The organism is Pseudomonas sp. PSB11 (genome assembly GCF_014596605.1).
Lineage (GTDB): Bacteria > Pseudomonadota > Gammaproteobacteria > Pseudomonadales > Pseudomonadaceae > Aquipseudomonas > Aquipseudomonas umsongensis.
Genome location: NZ_NOIO01000005.1, coordinates 169,188 through 193,534 on the forward strand (window position 1 = coordinate 169,188; position 24,347 = coordinate 193,534).

24 protein-coding genes are annotated in these 24,347 nt (G+C 60.7%); 5 read left to right on the forward strand and 19 right to left on the reverse strand.

Annotated features, from left to right (window positions below):
* The 7 genes from CGA21_RS08935 to CGA21_RS08965 form a co-directional block, all read right to left on the reverse strand.
* Window positions 1-645, reverse strand: a complete 645-nt coding sequence (locus CGA21_RS08935; RefSeq protein ID WP_110751327.1) for a tetratricopeptide repeat protein — start codon at window positions 643-645, stop codon at window positions 1-3.
* Window positions 642-1,451: an SDR family oxidoreductase gene (locus CGA21_RS08940; RefSeq protein WP_110751325.1), complete on the reverse strand. Its 810-nt coding sequence runs from the start codon at window positions 1,449-1,451 to the stop codon at window positions 642-644. Before CGA21_RS08940 ends, CGA21_RS08935 begins: the two co-directional genes overlap by 4 nt.
* On the reverse strand, window positions 1,438-2,112 hold the full coding sequence (locus tag CGA21_RS08945; protein ID WP_188264026.1) for a TenA family transcriptional regulator: 675 nt from the start codon (window positions 2,110-2,112) through the stop codon (window positions 1,438-1,440). The genes CGA21_RS08940 and CGA21_RS08945 overlap by 14 nt, the downstream gene beginning before the upstream one ends.
* Window positions 2,109-3,590 (reverse strand): AMP-binding protein, encoded by a 1,482-nt coding sequence (locus CGA21_RS08950; RefSeq protein WP_188264027.1) that lies wholly within the window; start codon window positions 3,588-3,590, stop codon window positions 2,109-2,111. The genes CGA21_RS08945 and CGA21_RS08950 overlap by 4 nt, the downstream gene beginning before the upstream one ends.
* Window positions 3,580-4,257 carry a thermostable hemolysin gene (locus CGA21_RS08955; RefSeq protein WP_188264028.1) on the reverse strand — a complete coding sequence of 226 codons (678 nt, stop codon included), beginning with the start codon at window positions 4,255-4,257 and terminating at the stop codon, window positions 3,580-3,582. The genes CGA21_RS08950 and CGA21_RS08955 overlap by 11 nt, the downstream gene beginning before the upstream one ends.
* 117 nt (window positions 4,258-4,374) lie before the next feature.
* Complete coding sequence (locus CGA21_RS08960; protein ID WP_188264029.1) at window positions 4,375-5,730, reverse strand: dicarboxylate/amino acid:cation symporter; 1,356 nt, start codon at window positions 5,728-5,730, stop codon at window positions 4,375-4,377.
* A gap of 106 nt (window positions 5,731-5,836) precedes the next feature.
* Window positions 5,837-6,892 (reverse strand): tartrate dehydrogenase, encoded by a 1,056-nt coding sequence (locus CGA21_RS08965; RefSeq protein ID WP_188264030.1) that lies wholly within the window; start codon window positions 6,890-6,892, stop codon window positions 5,837-5,839.
* 136 nt (window positions 6,893-7,028) lie between these two features.
* Here CGA21_RS08965 and CGA21_RS08970 point away from each other — a divergent pair, with 136 nt between their 5' ends.
* A complete protein-coding gene (locus CGA21_RS08970; protein WP_110751315.1) occupies window positions 7,029-7,937 on the forward strand; it encodes a LysR family transcriptional regulator in 909 nt (302 codons plus the stop codon).
* A 60-nt stretch (window positions 7,938-7,997) separates the two neighbouring features.
* Here CGA21_RS08970 and CGA21_RS08975 read toward each other — a convergent pair whose 3' ends face one another.
* The 5 genes from CGA21_RS08975 to ptrR form a co-directional block, all read right to left on the reverse strand.
* Complete coding sequence (locus CGA21_RS08975; RefSeq protein WP_110751313.1) at window positions 7,998-9,338, reverse strand: MFS transporter; 1,341 nt, start codon at window positions 9,336-9,338, stop codon at window positions 7,998-8,000.
* Window positions 9,339-9,421: 83 nt separating this feature from the next.
* Window positions 9,422-10,354 carry a 3-keto-5-aminohexanoate cleavage protein gene (locus tag CGA21_RS08980; RefSeq protein WP_188264031.1) on the reverse strand — a complete coding sequence of 311 codons (933 nt, stop codon included), beginning with the start codon at window positions 10,352-10,354 and terminating at the stop codon, window positions 9,422-9,424.
* Window positions 10,355-10,450: 96 nt separating this feature from the next.
* Window positions 10,451-11,239, reverse strand: a complete 789-nt coding sequence (locus tag CGA21_RS08985; RefSeq protein WP_188264032.1) for an SDR family oxidoreductase — start codon at window positions 11,237-11,239, stop codon at window positions 10,451-10,453.
* Entirely contained in the window at window positions 11,236-11,958 is a 723-nt protein-coding gene (locus CGA21_RS08990) for a GntR family transcriptional regulator (RefSeq protein ID WP_110751308.1), read from the reverse strand. The genes CGA21_RS08985 and CGA21_RS08990 overlap by 4 nt, the downstream gene beginning before the upstream one ends.
* 108 nt (window positions 11,959-12,066) lie before the next feature.
* Complete coding sequence (gene ptrR / locus CGA21_RS08995) at window positions 12,067-12,939, reverse strand: putrescine utilization regulator PtrR (protein WP_188264033.1); 873 nt, start codon at window positions 12,937-12,939, stop codon at window positions 12,067-12,069.
* Window positions 12,940-13,039: 100 nt separating this feature from the next.
* Between ptrR and CGA21_RS09000 the strand changes: the two genes are divergently transcribed.
* Window positions 13,040-14,431, forward strand: coding sequence for an aldehyde dehydrogenase family protein (locus tag CGA21_RS09000; RefSeq protein WP_188264034.1), 1,392 nt, complete (start codon window positions 13,040-13,042; stop codon window positions 14,429-14,431).
* A gap of 135 nt (window positions 14,432-14,566) precedes the next feature.
* Here CGA21_RS09000 and CGA21_RS09005 read toward each other — a convergent pair whose 3' ends face one another.
* Both CGA21_RS09005 and CGA21_RS09010 read right to left on the reverse strand, forming a co-directional pair.
* Entirely contained in the window at window positions 14,567-15,811 is a 1,245-nt protein-coding gene (locus CGA21_RS09005; RefSeq protein WP_020801089.1) for a saccharopine dehydrogenase family protein, read from the reverse strand.
* A 27-nt stretch (window positions 15,812-15,838) separates the two neighbouring features.
* Window positions 15,839-16,936, reverse strand: a complete 1,098-nt coding sequence (locus CGA21_RS09010; RefSeq protein ID WP_033044664.1) for a carboxynorspermidine decarboxylase — start codon at window positions 16,934-16,936, stop codon at window positions 15,839-15,841.
* 270 nt (window positions 16,937-17,206) lie between these two features.
* On the opposite strand from CGA21_RS09010, the gene CGA21_RS09015 reads away from it, so the two are divergent.
* Both CGA21_RS09015 and CGA21_RS09020 read left to right on the forward strand, forming a co-directional pair.
* A complete protein-coding gene (locus CGA21_RS09015; protein ID WP_188264035.1) occupies window positions 17,207-17,953 on the forward strand; it encodes a hypothetical protein in 747 nt (248 codons plus the stop codon).
* 180 nt (window positions 17,954-18,133) lie between these two features.
* Window positions 18,134-18,340: a hypothetical protein gene (locus tag CGA21_RS09020; protein WP_110751303.1), complete on the forward strand. Its 207-nt coding sequence runs from the start codon at window positions 18,134-18,136 to the stop codon at window positions 18,338-18,340.
* A 420-nt stretch (window positions 18,341-18,760) separates the two neighbouring features.
* On the opposite strand, the gene CGA21_RS09025 is transcribed toward CGA21_RS09020, so the two are convergent.
* The 5 genes from CGA21_RS09025 to CGA21_RS09045 all read right to left on the reverse strand — a co-directional run bounded on the left by CGA21_RS09025 (window position 18,761) and on the right by CGA21_RS09045 (window position 23,302).
* Window positions 18,761-19,315, reverse strand: coding sequence for a nucleotidyltransferase family protein (locus CGA21_RS09025; protein WP_188264036.1), 555 nt, complete (start codon window positions 19,313-19,315; stop codon window positions 18,761-18,763).
* Between the two features lie 68 nt (window positions 19,316-19,383).
* Window positions 19,384-20,433, reverse strand: a complete 1,050-nt coding sequence (locus CGA21_RS09030) for an NAD(P)H-dependent flavin oxidoreductase (protein ID WP_188264037.1) — start codon at window positions 20,431-20,433, stop codon at window positions 19,384-19,386.
* Window positions 20,434-20,467: 34 nt separating this feature from the next.
* A complete protein-coding gene (locus CGA21_RS09035; RefSeq protein ID WP_188264038.1) occupies window positions 20,468-20,857 on the reverse strand; it encodes a tautomerase family protein in 390 nt (129 codons plus the stop codon).
* 128 nt (window positions 20,858-20,985) lie between these two features.
* Complete coding sequence (locus CGA21_RS09040) at window positions 20,986-22,503, reverse strand: CoA-acylating methylmalonate-semialdehyde dehydrogenase (RefSeq protein WP_110751295.1); 1,518 nt, start codon at window positions 22,501-22,503, stop codon at window positions 20,986-20,988.
* A gap of 133 nt (window positions 22,504-22,636) precedes the next feature.
* The gene (locus CGA21_RS09045; RefSeq protein WP_188264039.1) at window positions 22,637-23,302 is read right to left on the reverse strand and encodes an MOSC domain-containing protein; all 666 of its coding nucleotides are present in this window, start codon (window positions 23,300-23,302) and stop codon (window positions 22,637-22,639) included.
* 115 nt (window positions 23,303-23,417) lie between these two features.
* Here CGA21_RS09045 and CGA21_RS09050 point away from each other — a divergent pair, with 115 nt between their 5' ends.
* Window positions 23,418-24,305 carry a LysR family transcriptional regulator gene (locus CGA21_RS09050; protein ID WP_033043782.1) on the forward strand — a complete coding sequence of 296 codons (888 nt, stop codon included), beginning with the start codon at window positions 23,418-23,420 and terminating at the stop codon, window positions 24,303-24,305.
* Window positions 24,306-24,347 lie beyond the last annotated feature (42 nt).

Below are 24,347 nucleotides of genomic sequence, written 5' to 3' on the forward strand. Positions count from 1 at the left end.
TCAGCCGAGTTTCTTGTTCACATCCACCAGCAGTGTTTCGATCTCTTTGCGACGCCCGGCATCGGCGGTTTCCCGCCCGGGCCGAGGGGCGGCCAACAGGGCCTTTTGCAACGCTGCCTTGGCCTCAGCGTAGCGCTTTTGACGGTAGAGGTGATCACCCCAAAAGTACAGGCTGTCGATGCCATTGGGGTTCATCTGCAAAGCGACCTTGAGCAATTGCTCGGCTTTGTCCGAGTCACCGAAACCGATAGGCCAGCCAGGCACACGATCATACAACGCGCCGAGGCTGGTGTAGGCCGAACCTTGCAAGGCCTTGGGGTCCAGGGTCAGGGCTTTTTCCAGATATTGCTTCGCGTCCTTGACCTTGCCAAGGGCTCCGAGCCCCCCTTGGGCGCCGGCCCAACTGCTGGTGACGATGCCGGACCAGATCCAGGCCTCAGCCACCGATTGGCGCTCCTGGGTAAACGCTGCCGCCTGGGTGGCGAGCTTTTCGAAGGCGGCGGTGCGTTGCTCCTCTGGCAACTCGTACTGAATGTGCGCCCAGCTCTGCTGGATGCCATTGAGACGTTGCTGGTCGGCGGCGTCCAGGGCCCAGACGCTCTGGCTCAAGGCGCCCAACAGTAAATACGCGGCAAATTTTTTCATGGCTCGAGGTTCTCGTTGTCTGGCTTTTGACTCAGGCGGCGAATCAGCGGCAATTGCTTGCGCAGACCCCGATCCACCAGGTTGGGCAACAGGCTGTTGAGGCGCACGAAGAATCGCTCCGGCCAGCCCAGATACAGGTCGCGGCGGTCGCCGGCAATGGCGTGGATGACCGCCGAGGCGACGGTTTGCGGGTCGTCGACGCTGGATTTGAGTGCGTCATTCAAGGCCTGCGCCGCCGGGCTGTTCATGCTTGTATGGGTGGCGCGCGGTGCGACGTACAACACACCGACCCGGGTGTCCGCCAATTCCCGGCGCAGGGCTTCGGAAAACCCGCGCAGGGCGAATTTGCTCGCGCAATAACTGGCGTAACCGGCATAGCCAATCGAGCCATAGGTCGAGCCGACGTTCACCACCATGGCGCTGTCCGCCTGCTTGAGCAGTGGCAGCAAGGTTTTGGTCAGGCAGATTGGCGCGCTGATGTTCACCGCCAGCATCGCGTTTATTTCGCTGTCCTCGAGCTGTTCGAGCATGGCGAAGTGGTTGACCCCGGCCGCATTGATCAGCAGGTTGATCCCGCCCAGGACTTCGGCGGCGGCCAGCACCTTGCGCCGGTCGGCCTGCAATGTCAGGTCGGCGCCCACCCAGAACAGCCTTTCCCGGTAGCGTTCGAGCAAGGGCTCCAGCGCCTCCCGATGTCGGGCCACGGCCAGCACCGTGGCGCCACTGGCGCACAGGGCGGTGGTGATCGCCAGGCCAATGCCGCCGCTGGCACCGGTCAGTACCACGCGAGTCTCAGACAGGCGCATGCGGGTTCTCCCCGTCGCGTGGCAGGCCACGGAACATGTCGGCGTAAAGCCGGTAAACCACTTTGGAGGCGTGAATGACAGCGGCCTGATCGCCAGGGTCGTCCAGTTTGTTCATCAGTCGGCGGTAGGTCTGCATGTGCTCGATGTCTAGCGATCCATGGGAATCGAGGTAGCTGAAAGCGCTTTGCGGCAGGGCCAGACGTTCGCGAATGCTGCCAGCGGCATGGGTGGCCAGGGCGATGCTGGTGCCTTCCAGCACATTGACCATGCCGAACAGCCCCACCGGGTTGCCCCGGGCAATCAGGTCGTAAAGAAAGCTGACCATCAGCTCGATGGCCAACGACGGCTGGCCGCCGCGCACCGCCTCCTTGTCGCCGCCACAGGCCTGAATGTCATCGAGTACCCATTGTTCGTGGCCGTATTCATCCTCGATGTACTCGCACACGGCTTCGCGCAGCCACTCCAGGCGTGACGGCAGGCGTGCACCGCAGGCCATCATCAACGGCACGGTATGGCGCACGTGGTAGTAAGCCTGGGCCAGAAAGGCCCGGTAGCTCTCCAGGCTGACCTTGCCTTCGAGGGCATCGACGATGATCGGCAGATTGAACAGCGTACTGCGCTCCTGGTGGGTGGCCTCTTGCAGGGTGTCGAAAAAGCTCATGATGCGGGTTCCTCGAATAGTACCGACTCAGTCAGCTGCGCCCGGTATCGCTCGACGATGGCGTCGCGGCGTGGTCGACCGTTGGCTGTCAGCAGGCCATTTGTAACGGTGAAGGGTTGTTCCAGACGGGTCCAGTGCTGGACCCGGGCGTAATCGGGCAAGGCCTCGTTGGCCTCGGCCACGGCGGCGGCCAATTGCTCGTCCGTGCAGTCCGCACGGTGCGGCCAGAGCAATGCATGGTTGCCCGGCAGGGCTTCGCCATGGACGAAGGCCTGGGCGATATGACGGCGCTGGGTCAGTTCGGCTTCGACCCACTCGGGGTTGACGTTGCGCCCGAAACTGGTGACGAACTGATGTTTCTTGCGGCCCTTGAGGTAGAGGAATCCCTCCTCGTCGAACTCACCGAGGTCACCGCTGGGCCACCACTCATCAGCATGCGGCGCCTCCCCCAGGTAACCCAGCAGGGTCGAGCCCTTGATCAGCACTTCGCCGTCGTCGGCCAGGCGAACCTGCACATGGGGCAAGGGGCGGCCGACACTGCCAGGACGGCAGGCTTGCGGTGTATTGAGGCACACCACCGACGCACATTCCGACAATCCGTACCCCTCGTAAGCCGGCACGCCTGCACGTTGGGCTCGATGCAACAGATCTTCGCAAACCCGGGCGCCACCCACGGCGGCAAAACGCAGGTGCTGCGGGTCGAAGGCTTTCTGCTCGGCCGCGCTGACCAGCATCAGCAGCAACTGCGGCACCAGGATCAGGCTCTGGGGCGATCGTTTCGCCAGGCACGCCAGCAGTTGCGGCACATCCACGCCACTGGCCCCCTGGATCCCGAGGGTTTTCTGGCTGGGCAGGCTCAAGGTCGCGCCGGCATACAACGCGGCATAACAACCGATGTTCTCCAGCAAAATGGCGAGCGGCAACAGCGCCAGATGATGCTGCGGATGGCAGCTTCGACTGGCCTGATCCAGTTCGCGGGCGACTTGCAGAATGCTGTCGGCACTCAGGCACACGCCTTTGGGTGTCCCCGTGGTGCCGGAGGTAAACGTCAGTTTGGCGGTGCCTTCGGGCATCCGGTTCGAGCCACTGAAGGTACGGCGCCAGAACTCGCCGGATTTTTCATAGCCGCCTGCTTGCAGTTCGGCTGTCTGGTGCGGCTCAGCGATCACTATTTCGGCCTGGCTCTGTTCCAGGCAATGACTGCGCTGCGCCGGGCTGAAGAAAGGCGGTAACGCGACACACGTCAAGCCTTCGAACAACGCGGCCAGGTCCCAGAGCATCGCCTCGACACCGTTGTCCAACGCCAGGGCGAGCACCTTGATGTGTTCATCGCGCAGTCGTTGCTGGCGCTCGATCACTTCGGCGTACAGGGTGGCGTAGTCCAGTTTCAACTGATCGCCCCACAAGGCAATGTCATCGCCCTTGCGGGCGGCATGATCGCGCAGTGTCCGTTTGAAACGCTCCACTTCAGGCGACATGGCAACACCCCTCGATGGACGAAGGCAAACCCAGTCGACTGAACAGACCTATGTTGCGTAAATGAATGAACCCACTGCGGATATTGCCAACGTGGACCCAGGGTTTGCTTTCGTAGTAACTGCCCCAGGCATGGCGCTCCTCGCCCAAGCGCGCAGGATCGGCGGCACACAGTGTCACCGGCTTCAAACCCAGGCGATGGAAGCTGTTCACCAGGCCAATATTGCCGGTGAACGCCACCCACTCCAGGCCACCCATGGCCAGCACGTAGGTCAACGCGATGATGCTCATGCGCGCGCTGCCTGTATCGGCGGCCGCCAGATTACCGACTTCGACGATGGCGGATCGCTCCACGGTGCGGTCCGCCGTGGCACTGATCAGCGGATCGATCGGCTCGTCCAGATAACCCTCCAGAAACAACGGGTGTGCGCCTGCCAGTCGCACGCCAGCCACTGCGCACAAGGTACCGCAAGCATCGTTCATGCCAAACAGCTCTGGCATGAAATGACGGATGTCGGCGCCGTGGGCCTTGCGAAAACGTTGCTGGATGAAGCTTTCGAAGACGCTCCGCTGCTCGTCGCCGGGCAAAGCCCTGAGGAGACTCATTGGCGGTGTTTCGGCTTGGCCGAAATACAGCGGCAACTGCACATTCCAGTTGAATTCGGACATTGGAAAACACCTCCCCCGGATCAGTTGGGAGAAGTATCTAAGGGATTTCTTAACGAAGTCTGAAGATGACAAAAAACTGCCAGGGCGCTGAACTTCGACCTTCAGCGCCCTGCCCCCTCAGGCCCTCGTGGTTTTCTGCAAATTCCCTCGCAAAGGGTTGATGGCTAACGAGGGCGCCACGGCGGCACTCTCTGGCGGCACGGCCTCGGGCACTTTGTCTTCGGCGTCGCCATCGAGGGCCTTGTGCATTTTTACCGTATCCAGCGCTCCGACCCATTTGGCGATCGCCATGGTGCCCACGCCATTGCCGATGGTGTTGGTGATCGCACGCGCTTCCGACATGAATCGGTCGACCCCCAGCAGCAGCACCATGCCCGCCACAGGAATGGTGCCCAGGGACGAAAGCGTTGCCGCCAGAATGATGAAGCCGGAGCCGGTGACGCCCGCCGAGCCCTTGGAGGTGAACATCAACACCGCCAGCACGATCAACTGATCGGTCAGGGTCAGTGGCGTGTTGGTCGCCTGGGCAATGAAGATTGCGGCAATGGTGTAGTAAATCGCCTGGCCGTCGGGGTTGAAGGTCAAGCCCGAGGGGATGATCATCCCGGCCACGGGCTTGGAAACGCCGGCCTTTTCCATCTTGGCAATCATCTGCGGCAACACCGATTCCGAAGAGCTGGTGCCGAGCACGGTAAACAGCTCTTCCTTGATGAACTTCAGGAACTTCCACAGGCTGAAACCGCTGTAGCGGCAGATCGGCCCCAGGACAAAGATCACGAATACCGCGCAGGTCAGGTAGACGCAGGCCATCAGTTTGCCAAGGGAGAACAGCGAGCCGAAGCCGTACTTGCCGATGGTGAATGCGATGGCACCGAATGCACCGATCGGGGCCAGGCGCATGACCATGTTGACGATGCGGAACATGCCCTGCATCAGGCTATCGAGCGTGTCGACAAATACCTTGCCACGTGGCCCCACATACGCCAGCGCTACACCGAGCAGTATCGAAAACAACAGGATCTGCAGGACATTGCCCTTGGCAAAGGCGTCGACGATGGTGTCGGGGATGATGTTCATGATGAAGTCCATGAACGATGCATGCTTGACCGCGGAGGTGTAGGTGGCGAGGCTTGAAGTGTCGAGCGTGGCGACATCGATGTTCATGCCGGCACCAGGCTTGAAGACATCCACCACCACCAGGCCGACCACCAAAGCCAGGGTGGAAACCACTTCGAAGTAAATCAACGCGCGAAACCCGACGCGCCCCAGTTCCTTCATGTTCTCCATCTTGGCGATGCCGGTGACCACGGTCAGGAAGATCACCGGGGCCAGGAGCATCTTGATCAGCTTGATGAACGCGTCGCCCAAGGGCTTGAGCGCAGTACCGGTCTCGGGCATGAACACCCCGACGATCGCGCCGAGAATGACGGCGATGAGCACTTGTACGTAGAGTTTGCCAAATATTCTTTTCATGACAGGGCCCTGATTTTTTATTGTTGTCAGGAAATGCCAAGGAGCCGGATCGGTGATCCGCCCCTCGGCGTTGTGCCGCAGTACTCGTTTGAATCGCTGGAAACTATCAGCGGTTGATCAAGGCGATGATGGCCTCGGTGATCTGCCGGGTGGTGGCGTTACCGCCCAGATCCGGGGTATGCAGGCCGCTTTCAGTCACGGCTTCGATGGCCGACATCAACAGCTTGGCCGCGGCTGGCTCACCGAGGTGTTCGAGCATCATCGCCGCTGTCCAGAATGTCGCGATCGGGTTGGCGACACCCTTGCCGGTGATGTCGAAGGCCGAGCCGTGGATCGGTTCGAACATCGAAGGAAATCTGCGCGACGGGTTGAGGTTGGCGGTCGGCGCGATACCCAAACTGCCGGACAGCGCGGCGGCCAGGTCGGAGAGGATATCGGCGTGCAGGTTGGTGGCGACGATCACATCCAGTGTCGATGGCTTGAGCACCATGCGCGTGGTTACCGCGTCGACCAGTTCCTTGTCGATCTTCACGTCAGGGAAGTCCTTGGCGACCTCAAAGAAAATCTCGTCCCACAACACCATGCCATGACGCTGAGCGTTGGACTTGGTGACCATGGTCAGGTGCTTGCGCGGACGGCTCTGCGCCAGCTCGAAAGCAAAGCGGTGAATGCGCTCCACCCCGGCACGGGTGAATACCGACACCTCGGTGGCGACTTCTTCCGGCAAGCCCCGGTGCACGCGACCGCCGTTGCCGGAATATTCGCCTTCGGAGTTTTCCCGCACCACCACCCAGTCGATCTGGTCGCCGTTGTGCAGCGGGCTTTTCACCCCGGGCAGCACGCGCGCCGGACGCACGTTGGCGTATTGGTCGAAGCCCTGGCAGATCGGCAGGCGCAAGCCCCACAGGGAAATATGGTCAGGTACGTTGAGCGCACCGACGGCGCCGAAGAAAATCGCGTCGAAGGTTTTCAGTTCTTCCAGCCCGCCTTCCGGGATGTAGTAACCGTTTTTCAGGTAGTTGTCCGAGTTCCAGTCGAAGTGTTTGAAATCCAGTTCGAAGCCGGACTTTTTCGACAGGGCCTGCAGCACCTCGACACCCGCGGCGATCACTTCCACACCGATACCGTCACCTGGAACCGCAGCAATTTTGTATGCGCTCATCGTTAACTCCACTCTCGTCACGTTTTTGTTGTGCCTGCTGAACGGGGTGTTCAATCAGGGGGTGAGCGGAGTATATGTAGTGAGTAAATGAGCGTGAGTTACCCAAAATAACTACATAGATGAATTTGAGTTACGAATGGACCAGACCCTGGATTTGTCTTTTTTCTACCTGCTGGCCAACAAAGGCAGCCTGGCAGCCACGGCCCGAGAGCTGGGCGTGACGCCACCGGCAGTGAGCAAACGCCTGACCGCCCTGGAAGCACGGCTCGGCACACGCCTGGTCAATCGCACCACGCGGTCGATGAGCCTGACGTCGGAAGGCGAGCTGTATTTCTCCCACGCCGCACGGATCCTCACCCAGATCAACGAGCTTGAGCAGTTGGTCAGCAGCAGCCGCGCCACCCCCAAGGGGCTGATCCGGGTCAATGCCTCCCTGGGCTTTGGCCGGCGCTATATCGGCCCTGCCCTGGCGGCGTTCTTCGCCCAATACCCGGAGGTGGAAATACAGCTGGAAATCAGCGACCACCCACTTGACTTGGCGACTCACGGATTTGATTTGGGCATACGTTTCGGCACCCTGCCAGACGCCGCCTTCCATGCGCGCAAGATCGCCTCCAACCGTCGCCTGTTGTGTGCCTCACCGCTCTACCTGGACAAATACGGCACACCAGGAAAGCTTGCCGAGTTGCAGGATCACAACTGCATTTTCATCCGCCAGAACGAATCACCCTATGGGGTCTGGAGCTTCAACAACGGCGGGCGCAAGGAAAACATCAAGGTGCATGGCGCCTTGGGTTGCAACGATGGCGAGGTGGCGCTGAACTGGGCGCTGGATGGCTTCGGCATATTGCTGCGGGCCGAATGGGACATCGCCCGCTATGTACGCAGCGGCCGCTTGCGCCTGGTGCTGGAAGACCAGACCCCTACCCGCGCCGACGTGTACGCGGTCTATCCGCAACAGCTGCATTTGTCAGCGAGAGTGCGCTGCCTGATCGACTTTCTGATCGAACGTTTCAAGCACATTGATAACATCGAGGAAAACTAGGGTGGGGAGGTAGCAAATATCCTTCCCACCCTGTTGCGGAGCCTTTTTATCAGCGCGCACTCACACAGGCTGACGCCGGCCTTGCAGCCGTTGTTTGCCCAGCTGTTGCTCATGGCCCTGGCGCAAACGCAACGCAGCCAATGCCGCGACGACCAGGATAATCGCCACGATTTTCATGCCATTCATGGCATTGCCCGTGCTTTGCTCGATCAATCCCATGACCGAGGGGCCGACAAAACCGCCCAGCAGGCCGCACGAGTTAACGAACCCCAATCCTCCGGCGAGCGCTGCGCCCTTGAGTCGCGAAGCGGGGTAGAGAAAGATGATCGACTGCACGACGAAGAACATCACCGCCGAGATGCAGAAGCCCAGCAGGCTGATCACAGGCCCCGCCAGCGAAGCGATCGCCAGTCCCGCGGCCATGGTCAGCAAGCCCGCTACCAGCATTTGTCGGGAGCGCGCTGGCGTGGAGGCGTATCGGGGCAGTGCAATGGCGCCCACCGCCGCCGCCAACCAAGGCAGGGAAGTCAGCAACCCAACCTGCAAAGTACTCAGGTCGCCGTATTTGCCGATGATCCCGGGCAGGAAAAAGATCACCGTGTAGATCGTGATCTGGTGGCAGAAGTAGACCAGGATCGCCAACAGGATCTGCGGGGTGAGGCATTGTTTGAACGAGTGGCCACCTTTGCCTGCGCCCTCCTCCGACTCAGCTGCCAGGCGCTGCTCGATCTGCTCGGCTTCGGTGGCAGTCAGCCAAGGCGCCTTGCTTGGACGATCGGGCAATTTTTTCCAGACCACCATGGCGAAGAACACGGCCGGCAAGCCTTCGAGCATGAACATCCACTGCCAGCCGCGCCAGCCCCAGACACCGTCCAGTTGCATGAGCACCGCACCCAATGGCCCGCCGATGATGTTGGCAAAACACACACCCAACAGGAAGTAACCGGTCGCCCGGGCGCGTTGCTCCCGGCCAAACCAGTACGTCAGGTACAGCATGACGCCGGGGAACAGGCCCGCTTCGGCGATGCCCAGCAACAGGCGCAGCACGTAGAACGACGTTTCGCCCTGGACAAAAGCCATCGCCGCGGAGAGCAGGCCCCAGGTGACCATGATGCGTGCAATCCAGAATCGCGCGCCGACCTTGTGCATGATCAGGTTGCTGGGTACTTCCGACAGTGCGTAGGTCAGGAAGAACAACCCGGCGCCCAACCCGTAGGCCGCAGCGGAAATGCCCAGGTCGACATCCAGGTGATGCTTGGCCAACGCGATGTTGGTGCGGTCAAGAAAGCTCAGCACGTACGCCGCTATCAACAACGGCATCAGTTTGACGAACATCAACTTGTTCAGCGTCGCCGGATCGCGGGGTTCGGAAAGCGCGTCGGTTTTATTTATTATTGTCATCGGACTAACCTTTTCGAGTTGTCATGAGCCAGTCTCGAACGCGGACGCTCGAGACATGGAGGCCGAGCCAGAGAGCGGCGATATTAAAAATCGACCTGGTCCTTGCCCTTGAGATCGAGCATTTCCCGTGCCTCATCCGGGGTCGCCACGCGCCCGCCCAAGGCTTCGATCACCGTGCGAATGCGCTTGACCTGATCCGCATTGGACGCCGCCAGTTTGCCCGGTCCGTCCCACAGCGAATCCTCAATGCCGACCCGCACATGGCTGCCCATCGACAGGCCCATGGTGCCCAGCGGAATCTGGTTGCGACCGGCGCCCAGGATCGACCATTGGTAAGCATCGCCAAACAGACGGTCGGCCGTGCGGCGCATGTGCGCCAGGTCTTCAGGATGGCCACCGATGCCGCCGCGCAGGCCGAACACCGACTGAATGAAGATCGGCGCCTTGAGCAACCCGCGCTCCAGGAAGTGCGCGGCGGTGTACAGGTGGCCAATGTCGTAGCATTCAATTTCAAAACGGGTACGGTTCTCGGCGCAGGCATTGAGGATGTGGGCGATGTCGCGGAAGGTATTGCGGAAGATCCGGTCGTCACTCTCGGCCAGGTACGGCCGCTCCCAGTCGTGCTTGAACTCGGTGAAACGGTCGAGCATTTCGTACAGGCCGAAGTTCATCGAGCCCATGTTCAACGACGCCAGCTCTGGCTTGAGCTGCGCCACGGGCTGCAGGCGTTCTTCCACGCCCATGGTTGGCGCGCCGCCGGTGGTAATGTTGATCACCACGTCACTCTTGGCCTTGATTTGCGGCAGGAACTGACGGAACAGGTCGACATCCTGGCTGGGCCGGCCATCGATGGGATCGCGCGCATGCAGGTGGACAATCGATGCGCCCGCCTCGGCGGCACCGATGGCGGCGTCGGCGATTTCCTGCGGCGTGATCGGCAAGTGTGGCGACATCGACGGCGTATGGATAGCACCGGTGACTGCGCAGGTAATGATGATCGGGCGTTTTTTGGACATGAGTATTCTCCGTTCTTGTTCTTGGCGAGAAAGTTATCGGGGTCACTCGACGCGGACTGGTTGTCCGGCCGTTGTTGCGATCGGGGGTCGAGGCGCCTAGAGGTACTCGACGTTGCCATCCACGCTGATGGCCTGGCCGGTCACGTTGCGTGCGGCCGGTGAACACAGGAACAGCGCCATCGCGGCAACGTCCTCGGCAGTCACCATGCGTTTGAGCGAGATCTTTTTCAGGTACTCCTCGCGCATCTCGGCTTCAGGCACGTTCATCTGTTCAGCGCGGGCACGAATCACACCGTCCATGCGTGGGCCTTCGACGATGCCGGGCAGCAAGGCGTTGACGCGGATGTCGCTTTCGCCAAGCTCCGATGCCAGGGATTTCATCAGGCCGATGATCGCCCATTTGGTCGCCGCGTACGGCGTGCGCCAGGCGTAACCCAGGCGGCCGGCCACCGAGGCGATGTGGATCAGGTGCGCGTTGGGTGACGCCTTGAGCAGCGGCACGGCGTGGTGGGCAAAGCGGTACTGGCCAGTGAGGTTGATGTCGATGGTGCGCTGCCATTCTTCGTCTGTGATCGCATCGATTCCGGCAGTCGGTCCGGCGATCCCGGCGTTGTTGACCAGGACATCGAGGCCACCGAAATGTTCGAGCTGAACCTTGAACACCGCTTCGATCTGCGCCGGGTCACCCACGTCCGCGCGGGTGGCGACGCTGTCCGGATAACGGTCGCGGAACGCGGCAAGGGCCGCTTCGCTTACATCGCACACATGCACCTTGGCGCCGGCTTCCATGTAGGCCGCCGCCAACACTTCGCCGATCCCGGCAGCACCGCCGGAGATCAGAACACGCAGGCCGGTGTAGGGAATCAGTCGGTCGAGAACGCTCATGCCTTTTTTACTCCAGAGACAGGCGACCGTGAACGGTCGCTCTTGACGATCAGGCGCGACAGGGAGTCGGCAGCCTGCATGATGTCGTCGGTGACCGCCGCCCGGGCTGCAGCCCCATCACGGGCGGCCAGGGCCTCGACGATGCGGTTGTGCGCTTCCATCGAGCGCTGCAGGTGCGCCTTGTCAGGTGCTACCAGCGCAAAGCAGGGGCCCATGTGCAGCCAGAAATTCTCCACTGCCGCGATAGTCAGGTCGGCTTTGGCAACCGCATAGATGCGTCGGTGGAAGGCAAAGTTGGTCCACAGGTAACGGGCCACATCGACACTGTCGGCGGCTTGCTGCATCTGGTCGCACAGGTGGCTGATGTCCTTGAGGTCGGCGTCGTTGAGCAGGATGACCGCTTTCTCGGCCAGCAGGCCTTCGAGCGCAACCCGGGCATCGCGGATCTCGCGCAGGCGTTCGGGGGTCATCATGCGTACACGCAGGCGGGACGTTTCGGTGACTTCGAAGGCGTTTTCCGCACTCAGGCGGTTCAGTGCTTCCCGCACCGGCATCGGGCTGGAGCCGAGCGCCTCGGCAAGACCGCGGATGGTCAGTTTCTGGCCTGGCTGGAAGCGGCCGCTCATCAGCGCTTCGCGGATCTGGCGGTAGACCTGATCCTGCAGGGTATCGCGGGACACCTGGCGCATGGTGGGCAGGAGGATCGGATGATCTGTCATGAGTAATGGCTCACATTGGACGTTCTTATGGGCCCAATATGTGATCACAAATAACATATGTCAAATTTTTTTGAGAATGCGCCTCGACGTGCCCTCCCCTCCATTTGACTAATTCATTGCTTCACACCGCTCCTCCAGCAAGCGCACGAACATGGTCAGGCTCTGCGACACCGTGCCCCTGCGCCATACCAGCCAGGTGCGCAAGTAGCGGAAGGATTCGGACAACGGCCAGACGCTGACCGTGCTGCAGCCGGGCATGCTCTGCAGCATGCTGCGCGGCATCAGGGCCAGGCCGGCACCGGCGCTGACGCAGGCGAGCATGCCGTGGTAGGACTCCATTTCGAAGATCTTGCCCGGCACTGCCGCGTCGTTGGCGAACCAGCTTTCGAAGTGATGGCGGTAGGAGCAGTTGGAGCGGAAGGCGTAGATATTTTCGCCGTTCACGTCCTGAGCGCGATGGATCGGGCTGTGGTTGAGCGGCGCAATCAGCACCATTTCTTCTTCGAATGCCGGTACGCCTTCCAGCGCCGGGTGCAGCACCGGGCCATCGACAAACGCGGCGGTCAGGCGGCCCGCCAGCACCCCGTCGATCATGGTCCCGGAAGGTCCGGTGGACAGGTCAAGCTCGACCTTGGCGTACTGCTGGTTATAAGCCGCCAACAGCTCGGGAATCCGCACCGCTGCGGTGCTCTCCAGCGATCCCAGGGGAAATGTACCCTGGGGTTCTTCGCCGGCCACCGTGGCGCGGGCCTCCTGGACCAGGTCGAGAATCCGTCGGGCGTAGTCGAGGAAGCTCCAGCCGGCTGGCGACAGGCGCAGGCGGCTTTTTTCGCGGATGAACAGGTCGACGCCCAGATCCTGCTCAAGTTGCTTGATCCGCGTGGTCAGGTTCGAAGGCACCCGATGGATGTGCTGCGCGGCGACGCTGATGCTGCCGTGCTCGGCGACAGCCTTGAAAATCTCGAGCTGAACCAGGTCCAATTCATTCTCCAAACGTGAACAAGACGCTCATTATTATTCAGTTTCAAGAAAACATACAGCACCGTAACCTGAGCCCATTCTTACCCCGCAGGACGGTGCCATGACCCACATATCCAGCCTTACCCACGCCATTTCGATCAACCCGGCGACCGGTGAACAGATCGGCCACTATCCTTTCGAATCCGCAGCGGCAATGGACGCCGCCCTGTCGCGTTCCGCCAACGGGTTCCGCGCCTGGCGCCGCGAGCCGGTTGCACAACGCGTGCAACGATTGATTGCCCTTGGCCAGGCATTGCGCGACAACGCCCAGGCCATGGCCACCATGATTACCCTGGAAATGGGCAAGCCGATCGCCCAGGCCCGCGGTGAAATCGAAAAATGTGCGCAGCTCTGCGACTGGTATGCCGAACACGGGCCGGCCATGCTCAGCGCTGAACCCACGCTGGTCGAAGGCAACAAGGCGCGCATCGAATATCGCCCGCTGGGCCCGATCCTCGCGGTCATGCCGTGGAACTTCCCGGTCTGGCAAGTGCTGCGCGGTGCGGTCCCGACCCTGCTGGCCGGCAATACCTATGTGCTCAAGCACGCGCCCAATGTAATGGGCAGTGCCTACTTGCTGTTGGACGCCTTCAAGCAGGCGGGCTTCGCCGAAGGCGTCTTCGAGGTTATCAACGTCACGCCGGACGGCGTTTCCAAGGCGATCGCCGACCCACGCATCGCCGCCGTCACCTTGACCGGCAGTGTGCGAGCCGGCATGGCTATCGGCGCCCAGGCGGGGGCGGCACTGAAGAAGTGCGTGCTGGAACTGGGCGGTTCCGATCCATTCATCGTGCTCAATGACGCCAACCTCGACGACGCCGTCAAAGCCGCCGTGATCGGTCGCTACCAGAACACCGGGCAAGTCTGTGCAGCCGCCAAGCGGCTGATTGTCGAGCAAGGCATAGTCGAGGAATTCACCCGGCGCTTTGTCGACGCCACGCGTAAACTGGTGGTCGGTGAACCACTGTCCGCCGAGACGTACATCGGCCCGATGGCCCGCTTCGATCTGCGCGATGAACTGGATCAACAGGTGCGCGACACCCTGGAGGAAGGCGCGACCTTGTTGCTGGGCGGCAAGAAAGCCCAAGGCCCGGGCAACTTCTATGAGCCTACGGTGCTGGCGGGTGTCACTGAACAGATGACTTCATTCAAACAGGAGCTGTTTGGACCGGTCGCTTCGATCATCACCGCTCGTGACGCAGCGCATGCGCTGGAACTGGCAAACGACAGTGAGTTCGGTCTGGCGGCTACCGTCTATACCGGCAATGTCGAGCAGGCACAGCAGATGGCCAGCGAACTGGAAACCGGTGGGGTCTTCATCAATGGCTACTGCGCCAGTGACCCGCGCGTGACCTTCGGTGGCGTGAAGAAAAGCGGGTTCGGCCGTGAGCTTTCGCACTTCGGCGTACGCGAATTCTGCAATGCACAGACGGTGTGGCTGGATCGCCACTGATCGAATCTGCGCAGTTGATCCAATGTGGGAGCGAGCCTGCTCGCGATGGTCGTTGACGATGACGCTGGTTTACTGAATAAACGCAGCGCTCTTCAGTCCATCGCGAGCAGGCTCGCTCCCACAAAGTCCCTATCCTCAGGCGTTGCAGTCCCACGCACGATCGCCGTGCTCGTCCTTGATGCGGGTCGGCAGGCCCATCACGTCCAGCGCCTTGAGGAATGCCTCGGCTGGCAGCTCCTCGACGTTGACCATGCGCTGCACGTCCCACTCGCCACGGGCTACCAGCAGGGCTGCAGCCACCGGTGGTACGCCAGCGGTATAGGAAATGCCCTGGCTGTCGGTTTCGGCAAAAGCTTGCTCGTGGTCCGCAACGTTGTAGATGAACACTTCGCGCGGTTGGCCATCCTTGGTGCCCTTGACCAGGTCACCGATGCAAGTCTTGCCCGTGTAGCCAGGCGCCAGCGAGCTCGGATCAGGCAGCACGGCCTTGACCACCTTGAGCGGCACGACTTCCAGGCCTTCGGCGGTCTTGACCGGTTGCTCGGAGAGCAGGCCGAGGTTCTTGAGCACGGTGAACACATTGATGTAGTGCTCGCCGAAGCTCATCCAGAAACGTACGTTGGGCACGCCGAGGTTCTTCGACAGCGAGTGCACTTCATCGTGACCGGTCAGGTACAGGTTCTGCGAACCGACTACCGGCAGGTCGTCGGTGCGCTTGACTTCGAACATGGTGTTGCTGGTCCACTGGCTGTCCTGCCAGCTCCACACCTGCCCGGTGAACTCGCGGAAATTGATTTCCGGATCGAAATTGGTGGCGAAATATTTGCCATGGGAACCGGCATTGACGTCGAGAATATCGATCGAATCAATGCTGTCGAAATACTGTTGTTGGGCCAGTGCCGCGTAGGCATTGACCACCCCCGGGTCGAAGCCCACGCCGAGGATGGCGGTGACGTTCTTCTGCTGGCATTCCTCGAGGTGCTTCCACTCGTAGTTGCCATACCAGGGTGGCGTCTCGCAGATCTTGCCTGGCTCTTCGTGGATGGCGGTGTCCAGGTAGGCCGCGCCGGTATCGATGCAAGCACGCAGCACCGACATGTTGAGGAAAGCGGAACCGACGTTGATGACGATCTGCGATTCGGTTTCGCGAATCAGCGTCTTGGTCGCCTCGACGTCCAGGGCATTGAGGGTGAATGCCTTGATTTCAGCGGGCTGTTTGAGGCTGCCCTTGGCCTTTACGCTGTCGATGATGGCCTGGCATTTGGAGATGTTGCGCGACGCGATAGCAATACGACCGAGCTCGTCGTTGTGCTGCGCGCACTTGTGGGCCACCACCTTGGCGACACCTCCTGCACCAATGATAAGTACGTTCTTCTTCAATTTTTCTCTCTCTCCTTCTCAGCCAGCTTACGAGAGGCTGGACATATAGTCGTTGTAACCGAATTCACGAACCACCTCGACAGTACCGTCGAGTTGTTTCACTACGATGGACGGCATTTTCAGGCCGTTGAACCAGTTTTTCTTGACCATGGTGTAGCCCGCGGCGTCGACGAACGACAGGCGGTCGCCGATGGCCAGCGGACGATCGAACTGGTACTCACCGAAAATATCGCCGGCCAGGCAGGATTTGCCGCACACCATGTAGGTGTGCTCACCCGCGCTCGGGGCCAGCTTGGCGTTCAGGCGGTAGATCAGCAGATCGAGCATGTGGGCTTCGATAGAGCTGTCCACGACCGCCAGGTGCTTGCCGTTGTAGAGCGTGTCAAGCACGGTGACTTCCAGCGACGCACTCTGGGTGATCGCCGCTTCGCCCGGTTCCAGGTAGACCTGCACGCCGTACTTTTGCGAGAACGCCTTGAGGCGCGCGCAGAACTCATCCAGCGCGTAGCCTTCGCCGGTGAAGTGAATACCGCCACCGAGGCTGACCCACTCGACCTTGTGCAGCAGATGACCGAAACGCTCTTCGATGGTGCACAGCATGTCGTCGAACAGGCCGAAGTCACCGTTCTCGCAGTTGTTGTGGAACATGAAGCCGGAAATCTGCTCGATGACCTGCTCGATCTTCACCGGGTCCCACTCACCCAGGCGGCTGAACGGCCGTGCCGGGTCGGCCAACAGGTAATCGGAGCTGCTCACCTGCGGATTGACCCGCAGGCCACGGACCTTGCCTTCAGACGCTTGCGTGTAGCGCTGCAACTGGCCGATGGAGTTGAAGATGATCTTGTCGCAGTTGTCGAGCATCTCCTCGATTTCGTCATCGGCCCAGGCGACGCTGTAGGCGTGAGTCTCCCCAGCGAACTTCTGCCGACCGAGCTTGAGTTCGTAGAGCGACGACGACGTGGTGCCATCCATGTATTGCTGCATCAGGTCAAACACCGACCAGGTGGCGAAGCACTTGAGTGCCAGCAGGGCCTTGGCCCCGGACTGCTCGCGCACGTAGGCAATCTTTTCCATGTTGCCCAGCAGCTTTTGCTTATCGATGAGGTAGTACGGCGTTTTGATCATTTCGAGGCCTCCGGCAAGGCCAGCCAAAAAAAGGATGCGCATTGTGCCCGCACTGGCCACATATCGAAAGAGCAGAAGTGCAGTTCGTCGGACAAGGATCCGCACCGCAACCCCGCAAAGTCGCACTCACGGACGACAAAAAGATGACACCAAGGCCAATTGCCATCTTTTTCGAGAACTCGCCGACGACCGGTCTTACGTTGTACCAAAACCGACTATTGTTGTTAGTGACAGGTCCGTCACGGACCCTGGTGCGCTGATGGAGTTCTCATGAATAGAACCAGTCTTGCTGCTGTTGTCACCTCCCTCCTGGCGGGCGCCGCCCCGTCATTCGCTAGCGCAACATCTTCTGAAAACCCTGTTTTTTCCGCCGGCCTGCTGGGAAGCTACAGCGAGCTGGAGTTTACAGGCCGCAGGACCAGCAGTTCCGAGCATATCCCCGAAGCAGGACTGTTCCTCAACTTCGGCAACAAGATGACGGGCCGGGGCGGCCTTGTGTATCAGGCAGAAATCACCGGGCAGTACTCCGAGGAAAAGCATCAACGCGTCACCGATGGCCAGGCCGACCTGGACCTGGGGTGGAGAATCGCCCTGGATGCCGACAATTTTTTCGACGTTTTGATCGGAGCAGGCTATAAGTGGAACCGTTATGACCCGGATTTTCACAAGTACGACATCAATCTCACCAGTCGCACTCCCTTCGCTAAAGTCGCAGCCGGCTACAACCACGCCTTCAGTACCTCAACCTTGCGCCTGGAAGCCGGCGTTCGCAAGGTCGTCAATGGAAATGCGCAGCTGGAAATCCACAACGTGGACAGCGAGGAACAGGACCTCAAGGACACCACCAATCCATTTGTCGAATTGAGCTGGCTGTTCAACCAGGAGGGATCGATTCCGGTGATTGCCAGCCTTTACTACAACCGCTTCAAATACGACCTGGACGGTCAATTTCAGCTAACCGACTTCGACAAGCAGACCCGGGACGAGTACGGCGTAAAGCTCGGCATCGTGTTTTAACCGAGGCCCATAACCTTTCGTCGTAAATGAAATCGCCACAGGTAATCCTGGCCTTCTCTGGCGTGGGGATTGCACCGGCCCGCGTTAGCCATCGCGAACGACATAAAACTGACGCGATGGCCATCCAATCAACGCTAAAGGACTCCAGCAAAACGCTTGGTCAGTCACCGGAGATGTAACGTGTCAACTCTCAACGAAATCGCAGCGAACCACGCGAGAATGGCTAAGGAAAAGGAACAAGAGTCGACCGGACTGAGCGAGCGACAAGCGCATATTGTGGGAAGCATTGAAATCTCCTCCCCCGTCGAGCAACCGCATGTGCCTTTGCACCTTGTCGCGGCAGCCCAGGACAATAACCTCGTCCAGGTATCGGCCTTTTTAGCCTGACGGCACTCGATGGGAGAAACCACCCAGGCTATTTTTGCTGGATTCTTTTGGCGTACATATCCATTGCTGCGGTAATGGCTGCTTATGGTTTCGCCCTTTCTGCAGGAGCTCGCTCGCGAAAAACCTGAGAGCTCCCCGGGGTGTCAGGCTTCCCGCGTCATCGTTGACCTCCATCGCGACGGTGCGACGATTCGACATGCTCGCTCCTACAGGGGTCGTCGCGATGGGCCATCGTGGTTTAACGGGGCGCTCGCGATCAAAAGCAAAGCGAGGCGGCCTGATTTCAAGCGAACACGTTGATCGTTCCCACGCTCCGCCAGGGACGCTCCGCGTTCCGCTGACGACGCATGACCTGAGCAGTGCGCAACAGTGACGCAGAGCGTGGGAACCATCATCGATCACAACGCGGGCAGGCACGCCTTACACAACTTTCAACCATGGCCAGCGAACCTGATAACTCTTCGCCTTCTGCTCGAACAAGTCAGGCCTGGGGTTTGCCGGATTGATGCGCAACACACCATCGTCCAAGTCCTCCAGGCCGTAGGGGGCGTAGACCTCGCCGGTGACAACATCCAGACCAATACAAGTACCCGCCACCAGGTAGCGATCAATCCCGTCCCTGGCCGATTCAAGCCTGGAATAAGTCCCGCCAAAGCGCTGACTGTACCAAAGGTGCACGCGCGCCTGATTCCTGAGCTCAACGTTGACCCCGAGATCGTGGAACAGACCCTGAGCCCGATGAATAACTTCGTTCTCGGCCTCCCACGACAGATCGGTGTCAAAGTAGAAAACGTCGTAATCCCTGATGCCCCAGGCAGGATCGCGCTGCGCCTGTTGATTCCATACCGCCTGGAACAGGCAACCTGCCGTGAGCATGCATTGATCAAGGCCAAGCGCAGGCAAGCGTGAGGTCAATTGCGCGTTGATCGGGTTGGTCAATGCGATGCCAACCAATTTCTCGGCCGTCAATGTCATGGTTCATCCCTTGCAAACCGATTCAGTCCCGGCGCCCAAGTTACAACAAAACCATGACAAGCCCGCACTCAGGATTGCATCTCGGCCGCGAGCAGCTTCACCAACGCTGCGGCCGGCAACTCCCGAGCCAATGGTGCCCCCTGTCCAGCCCATTGCACGGCAAAATCGCTATTGGTCCGGGCCGCCGCCACAGCGTTGAGCGCCTTGTTGGCGTCATAGGTGAGTGGGTAGTCCGGCAATTCGATGCCTGCCCCTTCGAGGCTGGTGAAGTTGCGATTGACCATGCCCCGGGCCGGGCGGCCGGAAATGACGCTGGTGACGTGCGTCTGATGCGCGCGCGGGCCTTTGAGCGCTTCGCGATAGGCAGCGTTCGCCGACGATTCAGGGCAGAGAATGAATGCCGTGCCCAACTGCGCGGCACTGGCGCCCAACTGCATGACGGCGTTAATACCTGCACCGTCCATGATGCCGCCCGCGGCAATCACTGGCAGACGACAGGCATCGACCAGTACACGCACCAAAGCGCAGGTGCCCATCTGCAAATCCTGCCGCGGATCGAAGACCCCGCGATGCCCACCCGCCTCGTAACCCTGTGCCACCAGTGCATGCACGCCCGCGTCCTGCGCCGCCAACGCTTCGGCAAGGCTGGTCACGGAACACAGCAGCAGGATGCCAGCGGCCTTGAGTGCATCGATGGCTGGTCGTGGCGGCAGGCCAAAATGGAAGCTGACCACCGCCGGCTTTTCTTCCAGCAGCATCTGCAGCATGTCGGCATCTTCGACGAACGAAGTGTAGATTTCCCGCAGCGACACCGGTGGCTCGGCACCAAACTCGGCGAAAAAACCTGCCAGAAATTGTAACCACCGGGATTCTCGGAAGGTGTCCCGGACAGCCGGCTGGTGGCAGAACACATTCACGTTGAAGGGTTTGTCGGTAAGCGCCGCGGTCTCACGCAGCATCGCCCGCGCCTGCTCGACGTTGCTCGCGCCAATGCCGATGGAACCCAGCCCGCCAGCATTGGACACCGCCGCCGCAAGCCGGGAGGTGGAGACGCCCACCATCGGCGCCTGAATGATCGGCAATTGGATGTTCAATAGGGACAACAGTGGATTGGACATGGCAGCACCTGGGCCTGATGAATGAAAGTGAACGCTAGAGCTCTGCAGTCAGAAATTGCGCGCGGCCACGACCGAACGACCAGTCCGCGTCGGTGTTCTCCACCAGTGAAACAATCAGGTCGTCCGGCGACAGGCCGCACTCGGCGTGCAACTGCTCGGCCAGCAAGCGGTAGAACGCGACTTTTTGCTGCTGGGCGCGCGGGCGCGAAATCACCGTCAGCAACACCACATTGTCCGATCGCGAGTAACCCAATCCCGTGTCGTGCAGTACCAACTCCCCCGGCCGGTGTTGCGTCACGCTCTGGTAGCGATCACTGGCAGGCACCTCGAATGCCTGGACCATGGCCTGATGCGCCACCTCCAGCAAAGTGCGCAACTGTTCGTCGCTACGGCCTTGAATGATGTCGAACTTGAGCAATGGCATCGCGGTTTACCTTGGGCAAGAAAATGGGAGCGAGCCGCCGTTGAGAAAAGGCAGAGCCGCTCCCTGGGACAATGGACAGCGTGCAAGCCCGCGCCTGCACACCCTCCAACCCGAAAGCGCGTGAAGGCCTACTTGGAGGTCGGCATGGCAAACTCGGCGCCCTTGGCAATGCTGTTCGGCCAGCGCTGCATGACCGATTTCTGTTTGGTGTAAAAACGCACGCCCTCTTCGCCATAGGCGTGCATGTCACCGAACAGCGAGCGCTTCCAGCCACCGAAACCGTGCCACGCCATTGGCACCGGAATCGGCACGTTGATGCCGACCATGCCCACCTGGATGCGGGTCGCGAATTCACGGGCGATATGGCCGTCGCGGGTGTAGCACGCGGTGCCGTTGCCGAATTCGTGGGCATTGACCAGATCGACCGCCTCGGCGAAATCCTTGACCCGCATGCACGCCAGCACCGGACCGAAGATTTCCTCCTGGTAGATCTTCATCTCGGGGGTGACATGGTCGAATATTGTGCCACCGAGCCAGAAGCCCCCGGCGCAATCGGCGCCGGCCTGCGAGCCATCGAAGTCACGGCCGTCGACCAGCATCTCGGCGCCTTCAGCGATGCCTTGCTCGATGTAGCCGGTGATGCGCTGGTGCGCCACGCGCGAAACGATCGGGCCCATTTCGGCGGCCAGGTTCATGCCCTCGAGGATCTTCAGTGTGCGGGTGCGTTCCACCAGTTTGGGGAGGACCTTGTCGGCCACATCACCGACAAACACTGCCACCGAGATCGCCATGCAGCGCTCGCCGGCAGAACCGAATGCCGCGCCGATCAGCGCATCGACCACCTGCTCGACGTCGGCATCGGGCATCACCACCATGTGGTTTTTCGCCCCACCCAACGCCTGCACACGCTTGCCGTGGCGAGCGCCGGTCTCGTAGATGTAGTTGGCGATTGGCGTGGAGCCGACAAAACTCACGGCCTTGACTTCAGGGTGGTCGAGCAGCGCGTCCACGGCTTCCTTGTCGCCCTGCACCACGTTGAATACGCCGTCGGGCAGCCCGGCCTCCTTGAACAACTCGGCAATCAGTAACGCCGGCGATGGGTCGATCGGGCTGGGCTTGAGCACGAAGGTGTTGCCGCAGGCGATGGCCACCGGAAACATCCACATCGGCACCATCACCGGGAAGTTGAAGGGCGTGATACCGGCCACCACGCCCAGGGACTGGCGCAGGGTCCAGTTATCGATGTTGGTCGAGACTTGCTCGGTGTAGTCGCCCTTGAGCAATTGCGGGATGCCGCAAGCGAACTCGACAACCTCGATGCCGCGCGTCACTTCGCCCTGGGCATCGGTGAAGACCTTGCCATGTTCGGTGGTGATCATCCGGGCCAGGGTGTCGCGGTGCTCGTTGAGCAGCGCGAGGAACTTGAACAGAATGCGCGCGCGGCGCAGCGGCGGTGTCGCCGACCAGGCGGGAAAGGCGGCGGCGGCCGACTGCACCGCGGCGTCGACGTCCGCGGCGCAGGCCAGGGCCACCTTGCCGATCACCCCACCGGTGGCGGGGTTGGTGACGTGCTGCGAGCGACTGGAAGTGCCGGGTGTCAGGCGACCGTGAATGTAGTGTGCGATGTCTGCAGGCTGGGTGCTCATGGCGGGTTGTCCCCTGGTGGTGGATAGGAGCCATCTCTTGTTGTTGTCAGGCCGGGGCGGCTGAGCGCTCCCGACATGGCCACGTTAGGCCCGCCGATAAATCATGTAAAATGATGATTAATGATCTTATGGATCATATTTTATGAAGCAGCCATTTCGCCCGCTCGCCCAGGCGGCGCTTCCAGTCCGCGGCCAGGCCGACGCTGTCCGCCAGCGCGAGCAAATCGTCGATCAGCGGCCGGTGCGCCAATTGCACCTGCCAGAACTGGTCGATGGAAAACCGTTCGTTATGCCGTTCCAGCAATTCAATGCGGTCCCCCGCTTGCAGCCAGCCCGGCTCGAGCACCCGGTAATACCAGCCGGTGATTCGTTCCCGGGCGACGAACATCGACATGTGCTCGGCATCAAACCGATGGTTGATCTTCCAGCACGGACTGCGCGGCTGGGAGACCTGCAACAGGCTGCTGCCGATGCGGAACACGTCGCCGATGTGCACGTTGAGTTCCGAAAGCCCGAATGCGCAAATGTTCTCCCCCAGGCTCCCCACAACCATTTGCGCGGCACTGGGGGCAAAGGCCTGCGCCAGACGCTGGTAGTTCTGCGCCGCATACTGATGCACGGCTTTTTCCGGCCCGCCGTGCACCCGGGTGTCGCCGTGCTGGTCGCCGACGATCCCCTGTAACTCCACGCGCACCGGGCCTGCCTGGCGTTGCTTGAAGATGCCCGTGCGCTGCCCTTCAGGCTGCAATAGCGCCAGGCCTCCAGCGAAGACATGGTCGATTGTCGAAATCAGTGTCATGGGCCGACCTTCACTTATCAGGGGGTTTTAGTCACTTTACTAATCACCAGAAATGGCCGTAAAGTGATCGTTAAGCATGTCAGCGATCACTTCTACTGATAGATGGTGACAACAAATGGAAATGCGCCAACTGAAGATTTTCTGCGCCGTGGCCGAACTGGGCAGCTTCACCGCCGCCGCGTTGCAGGTGAATACCGTGCAGTCCAACGTCACCATGCGCGTGAAGGAACTGGAAGCCGAACTCAATCGCGAACTGTTCATCCGCAAGAAATCAGGCGTGGTACTCACCTCGGCGGGCGAGACCTTTCTCGGTTATGCGCGGCGCATCCTGCAACTCACCGACGAGAGCCGCAGCGCCCTGATGGACACCGGCAGCCCGAGCGGCCTGCTCAGGCTCGGCTCGATGGAGACCACCGCTGCCATTCGCTTGCCGCAAGTGCTGACCCGCTACCGCGAGCAGTATCCCGACGTGCAGTTGTCGTTGCTCACCGGCACCACGGTCGAGTTGATCAAGGCCATTGAAGCCCATCGCCTCGACGGTGCCTTCGTCGGCGGCTTTCACCAGAACTCGGCGCTGGCCCAGGAAGAGGTGTTCTGCGAAGAGTTGGTATTGGTCAGCAGCAGCCAGTTCGAAACGTTGCCGGCGCTGATCGAGAAAATGCCCCAGCAGACCGTGCTGGTGTTCCGCACCGGCTGTTTCTATCGTTCGACCCTGGAGAACTGGTTCTACCAAGTGGGTCTTGTGCCCAACCAGATCATGGAACTGGGCACGCTCGACGGCATCCTGTCGTGCGTGGCGGCGGGCATGGGCGTGACCCTGTTGCCCAAGGCCATCGCAGAAAACTGCAGCGTGCGCCATGCCATCCGCTGCCACACCCTGCCGGCGGAATTCGCCAATGTCTCCACGGTGTTCATCCGCCGCAACGACACGATGATCACCTCGGCGATGAGCGCGTTCATCGGCCTGGCGCAACAACAGATCGCCCGGCCGGCGGTGGCTTGAACTACATCGGCAACCACTGTGGGAGCGAGCCTGCTCGCGAAA